Source organism: Cedecea neteri, assembly GCF_000757825.1.
In the GTDB taxonomy this organism is placed as follows: domain Bacteria; phylum Pseudomonadota; class Gammaproteobacteria; order Enterobacterales; family Enterobacteriaceae; genus Cedecea; species Cedecea selenatireducens.
In genome coordinates this window covers 2,643,964-2,659,591 of the sequence record NZ_CP009451.1, presented here as the reverse complement: position 1 = coordinate 2,659,591, position 15,628 = coordinate 2,643,964, and the positions used below count along the sequence as shown (strand labels likewise).

15 protein-coding genes are annotated in these 15,628 nt (G+C 52.8%); all 15 read right to left on the bottom strand.

The window, feature by feature from the left end:
• Window positions 1-223: 223 nt before the first annotated feature.
• Window positions 224-2,053 carry a glutamine--fructose-6-phosphate transaminase (isomerizing) gene (gene glmS / locus JT31_RS12280; RefSeq protein WP_038477334.1) on the bottom strand — a complete coding sequence of 610 codons (1,830 nt, stop codon included), beginning with the start codon at window positions 2,051-2,053 and terminating at the stop codon, window positions 224-226.
• A 241-nt stretch (window positions 2,054-2,294) separates the two neighbouring features.
• On the bottom strand, window positions 2,295-3,665 hold the full coding sequence (gene glmU / locus JT31_RS12275) for a bifunctional UDP-N-acetylglucosamine diphosphorylase/glucosamine-1-phosphate N-acetyltransferase GlmU (protein WP_038477331.1): 1,371 nt from the start codon (window positions 3,663-3,665) through the stop codon (window positions 2,295-2,297).
• Window positions 3,666-3,962: 297 nt separating this feature from the next.
• On the bottom strand, window positions 3,963-4,382 hold the full coding sequence (locus JT31_RS12270) for a F0F1 ATP synthase subunit epsilon (RefSeq protein ID WP_038477328.1): 420 nt from the start codon (window positions 4,380-4,382) through the stop codon (window positions 3,963-3,965).
• Between the two features lie 19 nt (window positions 4,383-4,401).
• Window positions 4,402-5,784: a F0F1 ATP synthase subunit beta gene (gene atpD / locus JT31_RS12265; protein ID WP_038477325.1), complete on the bottom strand. Its 1,383-nt coding sequence runs from the start codon at window positions 5,782-5,784 to the stop codon at window positions 4,402-4,404.
• Window positions 5,785-5,940: 156 nt separating this feature from the next.
• Complete coding sequence (gene atpG, locus JT31_RS12260; RefSeq protein ID WP_038477322.1) at window positions 5,941-6,804, bottom strand: F0F1 ATP synthase subunit gamma; 864 nt, start codon at window positions 6,802-6,804, stop codon at window positions 5,941-5,943.
• Between the two features lie 51 nt (window positions 6,805-6,855).
• Complete coding sequence (atpA, locus tag JT31_RS12255) at window positions 6,856-8,397, bottom strand: F0F1 ATP synthase subunit alpha (protein WP_008457747.1); 1,542 nt, start codon at window positions 8,395-8,397, stop codon at window positions 6,856-6,858.
• A gap of 12 nt (window positions 8,398-8,409) precedes the next feature.
• On the bottom strand, window positions 8,410-8,943 hold the full coding sequence (gene atpH, locus JT31_RS12250; protein ID WP_038477318.1) for a F0F1 ATP synthase subunit delta: 534 nt from the start codon (window positions 8,941-8,943) through the stop codon (window positions 8,410-8,412).
• A 14-nt stretch (window positions 8,944-8,957) separates the two neighbouring features.
• Window positions 8,958-9,428, bottom strand: a complete 471-nt coding sequence (gene atpF, locus JT31_RS12245) for a F0F1 ATP synthase subunit B (protein ID WP_038477317.1) — start codon at window positions 9,426-9,428, stop codon at window positions 8,958-8,960.
• Window positions 9,429-9,489: 61 nt separating this feature from the next.
• Entirely contained in the window at window positions 9,490-9,729 is a 240-nt protein-coding gene (gene atpE / locus JT31_RS12240) for a F0F1 ATP synthase subunit C (protein ID WP_000429386.1), read from the bottom strand.
• A gap of 47 nt (window positions 9,730-9,776) precedes the next feature.
• Window positions 9,777-10,595 (bottom strand): F0F1 ATP synthase subunit A, encoded by an 819-nt coding sequence (atpB, locus tag JT31_RS12235; RefSeq protein ID WP_038477314.1) that lies wholly within the window; start codon window positions 10,593-10,595, stop codon window positions 9,777-9,779.
• 8 nt (window positions 10,596-10,603) lie between these two features.
• Window positions 10,604-10,984, bottom strand: coding sequence for a F0F1 ATP synthase subunit I (atpI, locus tag JT31_RS12230; protein WP_038477311.1), 381 nt, complete (start codon window positions 10,982-10,984; stop codon window positions 10,604-10,606).
• A gap of 618 nt (window positions 10,985-11,602) precedes the next feature.
• Window positions 11,603-12,226, bottom strand: coding sequence for a 16S rRNA (guanine(527)-N(7))-methyltransferase RsmG (gene rsmG / locus JT31_RS12225; RefSeq protein ID WP_038477308.1), 624 nt, complete (start codon window positions 12,224-12,226; stop codon window positions 11,603-11,605).
• Window positions 12,227-12,282: 56 nt separating this feature from the next.
• Entirely contained in the window at window positions 12,283-14,172 is a 1,890-nt protein-coding gene (gene mnmG / locus JT31_RS12220; protein ID WP_038477305.1) for a tRNA uridine-5-carboxymethylaminomethyl(34) synthesis enzyme MnmG, read from the bottom strand.
• A 370-nt stretch (window positions 14,173-14,542) separates the two neighbouring features.
• Window positions 14,543-14,992 carry an FMN-binding protein MioC gene (gene mioC, locus JT31_RS12215; protein ID WP_038477302.1) on the bottom strand — a complete coding sequence of 150 codons (450 nt, stop codon included), beginning with the start codon at window positions 14,990-14,992 and terminating at the stop codon, window positions 14,543-14,545.
• Window positions 14,993-15,081: 89 nt separating this feature from the next.
• Complete coding sequence (gene asnC / locus JT31_RS12210) at window positions 15,082-15,540, bottom strand: transcriptional regulator AsnC (protein ID WP_008457765.1); 459 nt, start codon at window positions 15,538-15,540, stop codon at window positions 15,082-15,084.
• Window positions 15,541-15,628: the final 88 nt, after the last annotated feature.

Genomic DNA, 15,628 nt, shown 5'->3' with positions numbered 1-15,628 from the left:
TGTTCGTAAATTGTTGTTTAATTAAATACAGGGTAGAAAATAGGACAGTTTGGTGACAGTTAAATGTACGAATTATGACGGTTTTATGACAATGCAGACCTGCAATAATACCTAAGCCAAACCCACTTATTATTCGAATAAAAATCAAATAGTTAAACTCAACAAGCGGGCAATAAAAAAGCTGCCCGTAGGCAGCTTATTCTTCAACATTTATGACAACAGCTTATTCCACTGTTACCGATTTCGCCAGGTTACGCGGCTGGTCCACGTCGGTGCCTTTGATCAGCGCCACGTGGTAGGACAGCAGCTGCAGCGGCACGGTGTAGAAGATTGGGGCAATCACCTCTTCCACATGCGGCATCTCGATGATGTGCATGTTGTCGCTGCTGGTAAAGCCTGCGTCACGGTCGGCAAAGACATACAGCTGGCCGCCGCGGGCGCGAACTTCTTCGATGTTGGATTTCAGTTTTTCCAACAGCTCGTTGTTCGGCGCCACAACGATAACCGGCATATCAGCGTCGATCAGCGCCAGCGGGCCGTGCTTCAGCTCGCCGGCCGCATAGGCTTCGGCGTGAATGTAGGAGATCTCTTTGAGCTTCAGCGCGCCTTCCATGGCGATCGGGTACTGATCGCCACGGCCAAGGAACAGCGCATGATGTTTGTCGGAGAAATCTTCTGCTAATGCTTCAATGCGTTTGTCCTGGGACAGCATCTGCTCGATACGGCTTGGCAGCGCCTGCAGGCCATGCACGATATCTTGCTCAATCTTAGCGTCAGCACCCTTCAGACGGCTCAGCTTCGCCACCAGCATCAGCAGCACGGTGAGCTGGGTGGTGAACGCTTTGGTTGAAGCCACGCCGATTTCCGTGCCGGCATTGGTCATCAGCGCCAGGTCGGATTCGCGCACCAGAGAAGAGCCAGCCACGTTACAAATCGCCAGTGAACCAAGATAGCCCAGCTCTTTGGAGAGGCGCAGCGCCGCCAGGGTGTCCGCCGTTTCGCCAGACTGGGAAAGGGTGATCATCAGGCTGTTGCGGCGCACGGCAGATTTGCGGTAGCGGAATTCAGAGGCGATTTCGACATCACAAGGCACGCCGGCCAGCGATTCAAACCAGTAGCGGGAAACCATACCTGAGTTATAGGAGGTGCCGCAGGCTACGATTTGAATATGCTCGACCTGAGAGAGCATTTCATTGGCTTTTGGCCCCAGCTCCGTCAAATCCACTTCGCCGTGGCTGATACGCCCGGCAAGGGTGTTTTTGATGGCGTTCGGCTGCTCGTAGATCTCTTTCTGCATGTAGTGACGATAAATGCCTTTGTCGCCAGCGTCATACTGCAGATTAGATTCGATGTCCGGGCGCTTAACCTGCTCGCCTTTGGTATCAAAAACAGTGACCGCGCGGCGGGTCACTTCGGCGATATCGCCCTCTTCCAGGAAGATAAAGCGACGGGTCACCGGCAGCAGCGCCAGCTGGTCAGAAGCGATAAAGTTTTCACCCATCCCAAGACCGATAACCATCGGGCTGCCGGAACGTGCGGCCAGCAGAACATCAGGGTTACGGGTGTCCATGATAACGGTGCCGTAAGCGCCGCGAAGCTGTGGGATAGCACGAAGTACCGCCTCGCGCAGCGTGCCGCCCTGTTCCAGCTCCCAGTGCACCAGGTGAGCAATAACCTCGGTATCGGTCTGTGAAACAAACGTGTAGCCACGAGACTGCAGCGCTTCACGCAGCGGTTCATGGTTTTCGATGATACCGTTATGCACCACCACGATGTGGTCGGAAACATGTGGGTGGGCATTAATTTCTGAAGGTTCGCCGTGCGTTGCCCAGCGAGTGTGAGCGATACCGGTGCCACCATGCAGAGCGGTTTCTTCCGCGGCTTCCGCCAGCTTCTGCACTTTACCCAGACGGCGAAGACGGGTCATCTGACCTTTGTCGTCCACGACCGCCAGGCCCGCCGAGTCATACCCGCGGTATTCCAGACGACGTAGTCCTTCAAGAAGGATTTCAGCGATATCGCGTTGCGCTACTGCGCCAACAATTCCACACATAATTTTTAAGTCCTGAGAATGGCGTTAGCCATGTGTTGTCGCTGACCTGTTTTTTCCGGTTTTCCGGAGCCCCGAGCCTTGTAGAGAGTGGGGTTATTTTTATGGTTACTGCCTTTGGGGGGAGGATTATGTTATCCCCTCACCCCGACCCTCTCCCCAAAGGGGCGAAGGAGAAAAACACCGCACCGAACGATCCCCTCTCTCCTGTGGAGAGAGGATTAGGGTGAGGGGTATAAATCCGTTACTTTTTCTTCACCGGACGCTGCCAGCCCTGGATGTGTTTCTGTTTTACGCGACTGATCACCAGTTCATTTTCAGCCACGTCACGCGTGACGGTCGTCCCGGCGCCAATCGTAACGCCACTCGCCACGGTAACCGGCGCCACCAGCTGGGTATCAGAGCCCACAAACACGTCGTCACCGATAATGGTTTTGTGTTTATTCGCACCGTCGTAGTTACAGGTGATGGTACCTGCGCCAATATTCACGTTGTCGCCAATTTCGGCATCACCGAGGTAGCTCAGATGGCCCGCTTTAGAGCCTTTACCCAGGCGCGCTTTCTTCATCTCGACGAAGTTGCCAACGTGAGCACCTTCCGCCAGTTCGGCACCAGGACGCAGGCGGGCAAATGGCCCGATGGTGCAGGCGGCTTCAAGCGTCGCATCTTCGATAACCGTATATGGGCTGATTTCGCAGTCATCGCCGATAACCGCGTTTTTAATCACGCAGCCGGTCCCGATCTTCACGCGGTTGCCCAGCGCCACGCGGCCTTCCACAATGACATTAGTATCGATTTCAACATCGCGCCCGTGCGTTAATTCACCGCGCAGATCGAAACGAGCCGGATCGCGCAGCATCACGCCAGCCAGCAGCAGCTTATCGGCCTGTTCCGTTTGGAAGACACGTTCCAGACGAGAGAGCTGCAGGCGGTTATTTACGCCTTCGACCTCACTCAGGCGATCCGGATGAACGGCGGCGATTTCGCGCCCTTCACCGTGGGCCAGGGCAATAATGTCCGTGATGTAGAACTCGCCCTGGGCGTTGTTGTTATCCAGCTTACCAAGCCAGCGCTTCAGGTCTGCGCCGTTAGCCACCAGAATCCCGGTGTTGATTTCGTTGATTTTGCGCTGCTCTTCGCTGGCGTCTTTATGCTCAACGATGCCAACGACCTTGCCATTTTCCCGCGCAATGCGGCCATAGCCGGTAGGGTCGTCCAGCTTAACGGTCAGCAGGCCGATGCCACCCTGCGGTTTGGCTTCACGCAGGCGCTGCAAAGTCTCCACCGAGATCAGCGGCACATCGCCGTACAGCATCAGAATATCTTCGTCATCGGCAAAGAACGGGGCCGCCATCTGCATGGCGTGGCCGGTTCCCAGCTGCTCAGCCTGCAGCACCCAGTTGAGGGCCTCATCGTTCAGGGTCTGTTTGAGCAGATCGCCGCCGTGGCCATACACCAGGTTAACCCGCTGGGCGCCTAATTTATTCGCGGCATCAATGACATGCTGAACCATTGGCTTCCCGGCCAGCGTGTGCAGCACCTTAGGAAGATCTGAGTACATGCGGGTCCCTTTGCCTGCGGCAAGGATAACCACGCTCATTGCGCTGTTTGACATACGTGTCCTGAATCTGTTTAGTGTGTGAAGTAAAGCGATTTAGCCTTGAAAATTCTACATATTTTGCACCAAAAAATACGTTGCTGCTAATTTAACCGCCATAATGTTATCTGAGTCTTTTATAGCAGTAACGGCGGCAGAATCCATGGGATTTAAGGTCAAAATGGTGCCAACACACCCCGCAGACCACGCTATCTCGCTGGTTTTACAATTATTTTGAAGGCGGAATAAAGTTGAAAGATAAAAAAAATGCCAGTCAGGTTTCCCGGACTGGCATTTGTCTTTTCAAGCAGGTAGTTACATCGCTTTTTTGGTTAACTCGATAACGCGCAGTTTGGCGATCGCTTTAGCCAGTTCAGCAGAAGCCTGAGCGTAATCCACGTCACCGTGGGAGCTATGCATGTGCTCTTCAGCTTTGCGTTTCGCTTCCAGGGCACGCGCTTCGTCGAGATCCTGGCCGCGAATCGCGGTGTCAGCCAGGACGGTTACGTTACCCGGCTGCACTTCCAGAACACCGCCGGACAGGTAGATAAACTCTTCATGTCCGTGCTGCTTAACGATGCGAATCATACCAGGCTTAATGGCGGTGAGCAGCGGCGCGTGGCCTGGGAAAATACCCAGCTCGCCTTCGCTACCCGTTACCTGGATCTTCTCGACCAGACCGGAGAACATTTGCTGCTCCGCGCTGACGACGTCCAGGTGGTAAGTCATAGCCATGTCACCCTCCGATTAGGCGTTAAAGTTTTTTCGCTTTCTCAACGGCTTCGTCGATGGAGCCAACCATGTAGAACGCCTGCTCTGGCAGATGGTCGTATTCGCCGTCCATGATGCCTTTAAAGCCACGGATGGTGTCTTTCAGCGAAACGTATTTGCCTGGAGAACCGGTAAAGACTTCTGCTACGAAGAACGGCTGAGACAGGAAGCGCTGGATCTTACGCGCACGTGCTACAACCAGTTTGTCTTCTTCGGACAGTTCGTCCATACCCAGAATCGCGATGATGTCTTTCAGTTCCTGGTAACGCTGCAGGATGGACTGAACGCCACGCGCGGTGTCGTAGTGCTCCTGACCAACAACCAGCGGATCCAGCTGACGGCTGGTGGAGTCCAGCGGGTCTACTGCCGGGTAAATACCCAGAGATGCGATCTGACGGCTCAGCGTAACGGTTGAGTCCAGGTGCGCAAAGGTGGTCGCCGGAGACGGGTCAGTCAAGTCATCCGCAGGAACGTAAACGGCCTGTACGGAGGTGATAGAACCGGTCTTGGTGGAGGTAATACGCTCCTGAAGAACACCCATCTCTTCTGCCAGCGTAGGCTGGTAACCTACCGCAGAAGGCATACGACCCAGCAGGGCAGATACTTCGGTACCGGCCAGGGTATAACGGTAGATGTTATCAACGAACAGCAGAACGTCGCGGCCTTCGTCACGGAATTTTTCCGCGATGGTCAGACCGGTCAGCGCTACGCGCAGACGGTTACCTGGTGGCTCGTTCATCTGGCCGTAAACCAGCGCTACTTTGTCCAGAACGTTGGAGTCGGTCATTTCGTGGTAGAAGTCGTTACCCTCACGAGTACGCTCACCCACGCCTGCAAACACGGAGTAACCGGAGTGCTCGATCGCGATGTTACGGATCAACTCCATCATGTTTACGGTTTTACCTACGCCCGCACCACCGAACAGACCTACTTTACCGCCCTTAGCGAACGGACAAATCAGGTCGATAACTTTGATGCCGGTTTCCAGCAGTTCCTGAGAGCTGGACAGCTCTTCGTAGGAAGGTGCTGCACGGTGAATCGCCCAACGGTCTTCTTCGCCGATGTCGCCTTTCATGTCGATCGGCTGACCCAGCACGTTCATGATACGGCCAAGGGTCGCTTTACCTACCGGGACTTCGATCGGGTGCTCGAGGTCTGTCACTACCAGACCACGACGCAGACCGTCGGAAGAACCCATTGCGATGGTACGCACGATACCACCACCGAGCTGCTGCTGAACTTCCAGCACCAGCTTCTCACTGTTGTTCTGTACCTCAAGCGCGTCATAAACGCGCGGTACGCCGTCCTGAGGGAACTCGACGTCCACCACGGCGCCGATTACCTGGACAATCTTTCCAGTAGCCATCTTGAATCCTCTACGTAATTCGTTTACCCGTCATATTTCAATTTGCAGATGCGTTGACTGCCTTCCCTCACCCCGGTCACTTACTTAAGTAAGCTCTTGAGGATTCGCTCAGTTGCCGCCTTTCTGCAAACCGAACTATTTAGGGTAATAACCTGGTTAAACCGCGGACGCGCCACCGACGATTTCGGTAAGTTCCTGAGTAATGCTTGCCTGACGAGCTTTGTTGTAGACCAACCGCAGCTCTTTAATCAGGCTACCGCCGTTATCGGTTGCGGCTTTCATCGCCACCATACGCGCGGCCTGCTCACTGGCCAGGTTTTCTACGACGCCCTGATAAACCTGCGATTCGACATAACGACGCAGCAGGGTGTCCAGCAGCGCTTTCGGATCCGGTTCGTACAGGTAGTCCCAGGATTTACGCTTCAGATCCTCATCTTCTGATGCCGGTAACGGCAGCAGCTGAGTGATGGTCGGAACCTGAGACATGGTGTTGACAAATTTGTTGCTGACAACGTACAGCTTGTCCAGACGACCTTCGTCGTAGGCTTGCAGCATCACTTTCACCGGGCCGATCAGTTCAGACAGGGAAGGGTTATCTCCCATGCCGGTAACCTGAGCAACCACGTTGCCGCCAACGGAGTTGAAGAAAGATACGCCTTTAGAGCCGATCATCGCGAGTTCGCTCTGAACGCCCTTATCGGACCACTCTTTCATATCCGCCAGCACTTTTTTGAACAGGTTAATGTTCAAACCGCCGCACAAACCACGATCGGTCGACACCACCAGGTAGCCCACGCGCTTAACGTCGCGTTCTTCCAGGTATGGGTGCTTATATTCCAGATTACCGTTCGCAAGGTGACCAATCACTTTGCGCATGGTATCTGCATAAGGACGGCTGGCCGCCATGCGATCCTGCGATTTACGCATTTTGGAAGCGGCGACCATCTCCATCGCTTTGGTGATCTTCTGCGTGTTCTGGACGCTTGCGATCTTACTACGTATCTCTTTTGCGCCGGCCATGAGCTTCTCCTCAATGCCTCGCGGCCTGTCCTAAGACAGGCCGCTAAGACGTTACCAGGACTGGGTTGCTTTAAAGGAGTCGAGGATGCCTTTCAGCTTGCCTTCGATCTCGTCGTTATAGCCACCGGTCTGGTTAATTTCTTGCATCAGCGGAGCATGATCACGGTCAGCGTAAGCCAGCAGAGCGGCTTCGAAGCTACCGATTTTCGCCAGTTCCACGTCTTCGAGGTAACCGCGTTCAGCCGCGAACAGCACCAGGCCCTGCTGTGCAACAGACATTGGGGCATACTGTTTCTGTTTCAGCAGCTCGGTCACTTTCTGACCGTGGCTCAGCTGTTTGCGGGTTGCTTCGTCCAGATCGGATGCGAACTGAGAGAACGCAGCCAGTTCACGATACTGTGCCAGCGCGGTACGGATACCACCGGACAGTTTCTTGATGATCTTAGTCTGAGCAGCACCACCAACACGAGATACCGAAATACCTGGGTTAACCGCCGGACGAATACCGGAGTTAAACAGGTTGGTTTCCAGGAAGATCTGACCATCGGTAATGGAAATTACGTTGGTCGGAACGAACGCAGAAACGTCACCCGCCTGGGTTTCGATGATCGGCAGAGCGGTCAGGGAGCCGGTTTTACCTTTAACTTCACCTTTGGTGAAAGCTTCCACGTATTCCGCGTTAACGCGGGATGCGCGCTCCAGCAGACGGGAGTGGAGGTAGAACACGTCGCCTGGGAATGCTTCACGACCTGGTGGACGACGAAGCAGCAGGGAAACCTGACGATAAGCAACAGCCTGTTTGGACAGGTCATCGTATACGATCAGCGCATCTTCACCGCGGTCACGGAAGTATTCGCCCATTGCGCAACCGGCATATGGTGCCAGGTATTGCAGTGCAGCAGATTCAGACGCAGTCGCCACAACAACGATAGTGTTGGACAGTGCACCGTGCTCTTCCAGTTTACGAACCACGTTAGAAATGGTGGACGCTTTCTGGCCGATAGCCACGTACACACATTTGATGCCGGAGTCACGCTGGTTGATGATGGCATCGATTGCCATCGCGGTTTTACCGGTCTGACGGTCACCGATGATCAGCTCACGCTGGCCACGGCCGATTGGAATCATCGCATCGACGGATTTATAACCGGTCTGAACCGGCTGGTCGACGGACTGACGTTCGATTACGCCCGGTGCGATAACTTCGATTGGCGAGAAGCCATCGTTATCAACTGGACCTTTACCGTCAATTGGTGCACCCAGGGTGTTCACCACACGGCCCAGCAGGCCGCGGCCGACCGGTACTTCCAGAATACGGCCAGTACACTTAACTTTCATGCCTTCGGCAAGGTCAGCGTATGGACCCATAACTACAGCACCTACGGAGTCGCGCTCCAGGTTCAGTGCGATAGCGTAACGGTTTCCCGGCAGGGAAATCATCTCACCCTGCATACAATCGGCCAGGCCGTGAACGCGGATAATACCGTCACTTACAGAAACAATTGTACCTTCGTTGTGAGCTTCACTCACAACATTGAACTGAGCAATGCGCTGCTTGATCAGTTCGCTGATTTCGGTGGAATTCAGTTGCATGCTCCAGTCCCCTTAAGACTGCAAGACGTCTGCAAGGCGTTCAAGACGGCCGCGTACGCTACCGTCAATGACCATATCACCCGACTGGATGATAACGCCCGCCATAACAGACTTATCGATTTTGCAATTCAGCTTAACTTTGCGTGACAGACGTTTTTCCATTGCGGTCGTGATGTTCGCGAGTTGCTCATTACTCAGTTCAGCAGCAGAAGTTACCTGAACCTCTGCAATCGCTTCACTCAGCGCGCGTAAATGCGCAAACTGCTCGAGAACATCCGGGAGCGCTTTTAGACGACCATTATCAGCCATCACCTTAATCAGGTTCTGGCCGTTGGCGTCCAGTTGCTCGCCGCAAATGGCGATGAACGAATCTGCGAGCGTTTCGGGTGCCAATGCACCGGAAAGGAGCTCTTCCATTTGTTCGTTTTTCGTTACCTCGGCAGCAAACGCCAGCATGTTCTGCCAGCGATCAATGCTCTGGTGTTCGACGGCAAAGTCAAAAGCTGCTTTGGCGTAGGGGCGAGCTACAGTAACAAATTCAGACATCAGCCCCTCCCTCCTTACAGTTCAGCGACCAGTTTATCGACGATGTCGCTGTTAGCAGCTTCATCTACGGAACGTTCGATTATCTTCTCGGCACCGGCAATAGCCAGCAGAGCGACCTGCTTACGCAGCTCTTCACGAGCGCGTTTACGCTCAGCGTCGATTTCTGCCTGAGCCTGTACAACGATTTTATTACGTTCCTGCTCTGCCTCAGTTTTCGCTTCATCAAGGATCTGGGCACGGCGTTTGTTTGCCTGCTCAATGATCACCTGAGCTTCCGCTTTGGCTTTTTTCAGCTGGTCGGTCGCGTTGGCCTGTGCAAGGTCAAGGTCCTTGTGAGCACGTTCAGCAGAAGCAAGACCGTCAGCAATTTCTTTTTGACGTTTCTCAATGGCTGCCATTAAAGGCGGCCATACATACTTCATGCAGAACAGAACAAACAGGACAAACGCGATGGCCTGGCCGAGGATTGTTGCGTTAATGTTCACAGCACAATGCCTCTTTGTTAGTTAACGTTCTGATATAGCTAGATGACTCAAACATCGCTCACTAAGCGACGGCGAACATCACGTACAGACCCAGACCAACAGCGATCATTGGGATTGCATCCACCAGACCCATTACGATAAAGAACTGAGTACGCAGCAGTGGAATCAGATCTGGTTGGCGTGCAGCGCCTTCCAGGAATTTGCCCCCGAGGATGCCGATACCGATCGCAGCACCGATTGCCGCCAGACCCATCATCACAGCGGCAGCCATGTACAGCAGATCCATATTCAGGTTTTCCATGACAGTCTCCAAGTTTGTTTCAGTTAAACGCAGTAGTGGTAAGTAAATTAATGTTCTTCAGACGCCATCGACAGATAGACGATCGTCAGAACCATGAAGATGAAGGCTTGCAGCGTAATAATCAGGATGTGGAAAATGGCCCAAGGCACATTCAGAATCCACTGTGACCACCACGGCAGCAGGCCAGCAATCAGAATGAAAATCAGCTCACCGGCATACATGTTGCCGAAAAGTCGCAGACCCAGTGAAACAGGTTTGGACAGCAGGCTTACCCCTTCAAGGATTAAGTTGAACGGAATAAATGCCCAGTGATTGAACGGCTGCAGCGTCAGCTCTTTCGTGAAGCCGCTAATGCCTTTCATTTTGATGCTGTAGAACAGAATGAGGACAAACACGCCCAGCGCCATAGAGAGGGTGATATTCACGTCCGCAGACGGCACCACACGCAGGGCTGGCAGGCCAAAGATGTGCTCACCAATGTATGGCAGCAGATCGATAGGCAACAGGTCCATCACGTTCATCAGGAAGACCCAGACGAAAATCGTCAGAGCCAGTGGAGCGATAACCTTGCTTTTGCCATGGTACATGTCTTTCACGCTGCCATGCACAAAGCCAATAATCAGCTCTACAAAAGTCTGGAATTTACCCGGGACGCCGCTGGTTGCGGTTTTCGCCACTTTACGGAACAACACCAGGAACACCAGACCCAGAAATACTGAGAAGAACATGGAGTCGATGTTGAGCGTCCAGAAGGTAGCCGGGGGGTTATGCGGATCCACCAGCGAGAAAGTACGCAGGTCCAACTGAAGGTTATTCAGGTGGTGACCTATATACTCCTGCGGTGTAGAGATTTCTCCTGCAGACATGATGCCTCTTACCCTTTGTTGTTAATTACAGCTGGTGCGAGTATCTGCACAACCAGCACCGAAACCCACGTCACTATTAGCGGCAATACCACCGCCTTAAAGTACGCCAGCGCCACCACCAGAATGATAAAGGTCGCAATCACCTTCAGCACTTCGCCGAAGGCGAATGTCCAGGCCACACGGCCTTTTGAGGGTGTATGCGCCTGATGGCGCCAGGCAAAAATCATAAACAGCACGTTTGGCAGCCAAACCGCCATGCCCCCGCCGATGGCAGAAGCGCCCCAAGCGAGGCCTTTAAGGCAAAACAGCAGTCCAATTGCTACTACAGCCAGAAGTTGGATGAACAGAAGCTTGCGGGCTACGTTCTTACTCAAGAGCGACACAGACATGACGTTTCTAACTCCTGCTACCAATGAGGTATGTCGCGTGTCGTATAAAACTGTCTTTGCGACGCTGAGTCAAGCCTCAAAAAGCGAGCAAATTATACGGTGCGGCCCAGTGATTTCAAACAATAAGTAGCGAAAAGGTGAACAAATGTTTAAATAATTTTCTGCACAGCCATTTTCTGACTTTTGGTGAATCGCATCGGCTTCCTCAAAAAGTGCAAATAAGCCGAAATCCCAGACAACAAAGCGTGCACACGATCACAAATTAGACATCTTATCGTCAGACGTTATTTTGCAGCCTAAGAAAGCACTAATTACAGATGACTGATAATTAAGCTGATTAATGTGCACTCTGTTTAAAACACGCAGAAACATCATTAAAACCTTTCATTGACATTCCAGTTAAACTTTTAACATCCGAAGCAGGCCGTTTTTCGGCGTATTTTTAGTCGGATGATATTTTCAAATAAAATTATTACCCTGGTAATCAATCACCGTGAGGTTAAAAGCAGGATAATTCCGAGTTAAATTTTGGTTAAATGTAACCAAGCATTTCATCGGCAACCCCCTCATTTTTTAACCTCAGTGAAACATTTCAATCGCGCCGTTTTTTGATAAATATTAAGTTTTGTTTGCCTTAATCAGCACCAAATGCCTCTCCCCTTCCAGGCTCGGCACGTTGAGTTTGACGATATTTTCAACAGAAAATCCGACAGGCAGTTCGGTAATCTCTTCATCCGGACGTACCCCTTTCAGCGCATAGAACCTTCCGTTTTCCGCAGGCAGGTGGTGACACCAGTTCACCATGTCGCTTAGCGAGGCAAAAGCACGGCTGATGACGCCGTCAAACGGCGGCTCGGCCGGGAAATCTTCGACCCGGCTTTGGACCGGCGTGATGTTCTCAAGCTTCAGCTCGTGCTGCACCTGGCGCAGGAACCGGACGCGCTTGCCGAGGCTGTCCAGCAGGGTGAAATGCGAATCAGGGCGAACAATGGCCAGCGGGATGCCCGGCAGACCAGGGCCTGTGCCCACGTCGATAAACCAGCTTCCCTGCAAATGCGGTTCAACCACAATGCTGTCAAGAATATGGCGCACCAGCATTTCATCGGGATTACGCACCGAAGTGAGGTTGTAGGCCTTGTTCCATTTGTCGAGCAGCGAAACATAGCCCACCAGCTGCTGCTGCTGATTTTCAGGAAGGGTGATGCCCGCTTCTTTCAGCAGGCGAGATAATTTAGTCAGCACGTCGTAAACCCATCAAAAAAAGAGGCCAGGAATGCCTGGCCTGTTGTTTTCTGTTTTTAGGCGCTGCGTCGCAGCAGCCCTTGTTTTTTAAGCCAGACAAGCAAAATAGAGATTGCCGCAGGGGTAATACCCGAAATGCGCGATGCCTGGCCAATAGAAACCGGTTTGTGATCGTTAAGCTTGGCGATCACTTCGTTAGACAGCCCGCTCACCTGACTATAGTCGAGCGTTGCAGGCAGCACAGTATTCTCATTGCGCTGCTGTTTTTCAATCTCATCCTGCTGGCGCGCGATGTAGCCTTCGTATTTAACCTGGATCTCAACCTGCTCGGCGGCCTGAGGATCTTCCAGCCCTGGTGCGAAAGTGGAGAGCTGCATCATCGAAGCATAGGTCATTTCCGGGCGGCGCAGCAGATCTTCGCCGTTGGCTTCTTTCGAAAGCGGTGCGCTAAGTTGAGCATTCACTTCTTCCACCTGCTCAGAGTGCGGATGCAGCCAGATGTCTTTCAGGCGCTGACGTTCACGCTCGATCATCTCAAGCTTGTCGTTGAAGCGAGCCCAGCGGGCATCATCCACCAGCCCAAGTTCACGACCTGCCGCAGTCAAACGCAGATCGGCGTTATCTTCACGCAGCATCAGGCGGTATTCAGCCCGAGAGGTAAACATGCGGTACGGTTCTTTGGTGCCCAGCGTACACAGGTCGTCCACCAGCACGCCAAGATATGCCTGGTCGCGACGTGGGGCCCAGCCCTCTTTCTCAGCAGAGAAGCGGGCGGCGTTCAGACCGGCAAGCAGGCCTTGAGCAGCCGCTTCTTCGTAACCGGTGGTGCCGTTAATCTGGCCAGCAAAGAACAGGCCCTGAATAAACTTACTTTCCAGCGTCGGTTTCAGATCGCGCGGATCGAAGAAGTCGTACTCAATCGCGTAGCCAGGACGAACGATCTTCGCATTCTCCATGCCCTTCATCGAGCGGACGATCTGCATCTGAACGTCGAACGGCAGGCTGGTGGAGATCCCGTTAGGGTAAATCTCATTGCTGGTCAGCCCTTCAGGCTCCAGGAAGATTTGGTGCGCGTTACGATCGGCGAAACGCATCACTTTGTCTTCGATAGAAGGGCAGTAGCGAGGACCAATACCTTCGATAATCCCCGCATACATTGGGCTGCGGTCGAGATTATTGCGAATAACCTCATGGGTCTGCTCGTTGGTATGGGTGATATAGCAAGGTACCTGCTCTGGGTGCTGGTTCACGTTCCCCATGAACGAGAAGACCGGCATTGGGTTATCCCCATGCTGTGGAGCAAGTACGCTGAAATCTATGGTGCGAGCGTCAATACGCGGAGGCGTACCTGTTTTCAGGCGGCTTACGCGCAGAGGCAGTTCACGTAAGCGACGTGATAGCGGGATCGACGGGGGATCGCCTGCCCGGCCACCGCTGTAGTTATCCAGCCCGATGTGGATCTTACCGTCCAGGAAGGTCCCTACGGTGAGCACAACCGCTTTTGCACGGAATTTAAGGCCCATCTGGGTCACTGCGCCGACAACGCGATCGTTCTCAACGATAAGATCTTCAACCGCCTGCTGGAAAATCATCAGGTTGGGCTGGTTCTCCAGCGCGGTGCGAACGGCCTGGCGGTAAAGCACGCGGTCTGCCTGAGCACGAGTAGCGCGGACTGCCGGGCCTTTGCTAGCGTTTAGTATCCTAAACTGAATACCTGCATGATCGATCGCGGTTGCCATCAGGCCACCGAGGGCGTCCACTTCCTTAACCAAATGTCCCTTGCCAATACCGCCGATAGCCGGGTTACAGGACATTTGTCCCAGCGTGTCGATATTGTGTGTCAGAAGCAGGGTCTGCTGACCCATACGAGCTGCGGCCATTGCCGCCTCTGTGCCTGCATGACCCCCGCCGATGATGATGACGTCAAAAGGATCTGGATAAAACATGGTAACTGCCTCGGTTTCGCGAATGAGGGTTTGTGACTTCCCGGGCTGGGGATTCTACTCAACTTTAGTCTTTCGAGAAAGCGTCGGGATCTTCGGTAATTAAAAGAAGATCTTTTTTATTTAAAGATCTCTTTATTATGATCTCTTATTAGGATCGACCACCTCTGTGGATAAGCCATTTATCCATTTTAGGATCAATAACCTGGAAAGGATCGTTTGCTGTGTACTTCCGGTGATCCCACGCCGTATAAGCTGGGATCAGAATAGGGGTTTATGCACAACTCAAAAAGTGAACAGCAGTTGTTATTGGGATAACTACCGCTTAACCCAAGCTTTTAACCAGACTTATCCACATCTGATCGCGCAATCTTTACACTTCAGGGAGTAAATTAATCCATGAACCGACCCAAATCTCGGCCGGATCCTCAGGAATGTCGTGATCGAGGATGTTAATTTTGAGCAAGGATCCTAATCGAGAGGCGCCGCATTCGGTTAGCAGCAGGTCGATCTTCTCTATTGCACCGCAAAAGGTGTCGTATTCACGGCTGCCGATCCCGATCGCACCATAGCTTACTCCGCTCAGATCCGGGCGCTGTTCATTTATAGCGTCATAGAAAGGCTGAAGGTTGTCCGGCAGATCGCCAGCACCGTGCGTAGAGGAGACCACAAGCCAGATACCGCTGGTTTTAAGATCGTCTAAAAGAGGGCCGTGCAGCATTTCGGTGCCATGCCCTGCTTCTTCAAGCTTCTCTGCCAGATGTTCTGCTACATATTCGGCACTACCGAGCGTACTGCCGCTAATCAGAGTGATATCAGCCATTGTGTCCCGCCTTTTCAAATCGTCGCGTATTGTACGCTGTGAAAGAGCGGGGATCTACCTGTGGATAATATGGGTATTAAAATTAGGCCTCAGGGGCGGATGGTGCGCATGATCGGGTTCTGCAGTGAGATCAGCGTCTCGGTGGACTGAATTTCATCGATTGTTTGGATCTTGTTGATAAGTACCTGCTGGAGGGCATCAATGGATCGGCACATCACCTTAATAAAGATGCTGTAGTGGCCCGTGGTGTAGTAAGCCTCGGTCACCTCATCCAGGTTTTCCAGCTTGGTCAGGGCGGAGGGGTAGTCTTTCGCGCTCTTTAAAATAATGCCGATAAAGCAGCAGACGTCATAGCCAAGCTGCTTCGGGCTGATATCGATGCGCGCGCCGGTAATAATCCCGGCCTGCTTCATTTTCTCTACGCGAACGTGAATGGTGCCGGGGCTGACGCCAAACTGCTTGGCCAGTTCCGCATAGGCGGTGCGCGCATTTGCCATTAATGCTTCAAGTATCCCGCGATCGAGATTGTCGATTTGATAATTATCCATCACTTTTTCCTATGATAAATGCCGATTCTCCATTTTTTATAGCCTTAAATTCGTCGATTAAAAAGAGGCTGGCCTTTTTTATTGTTGA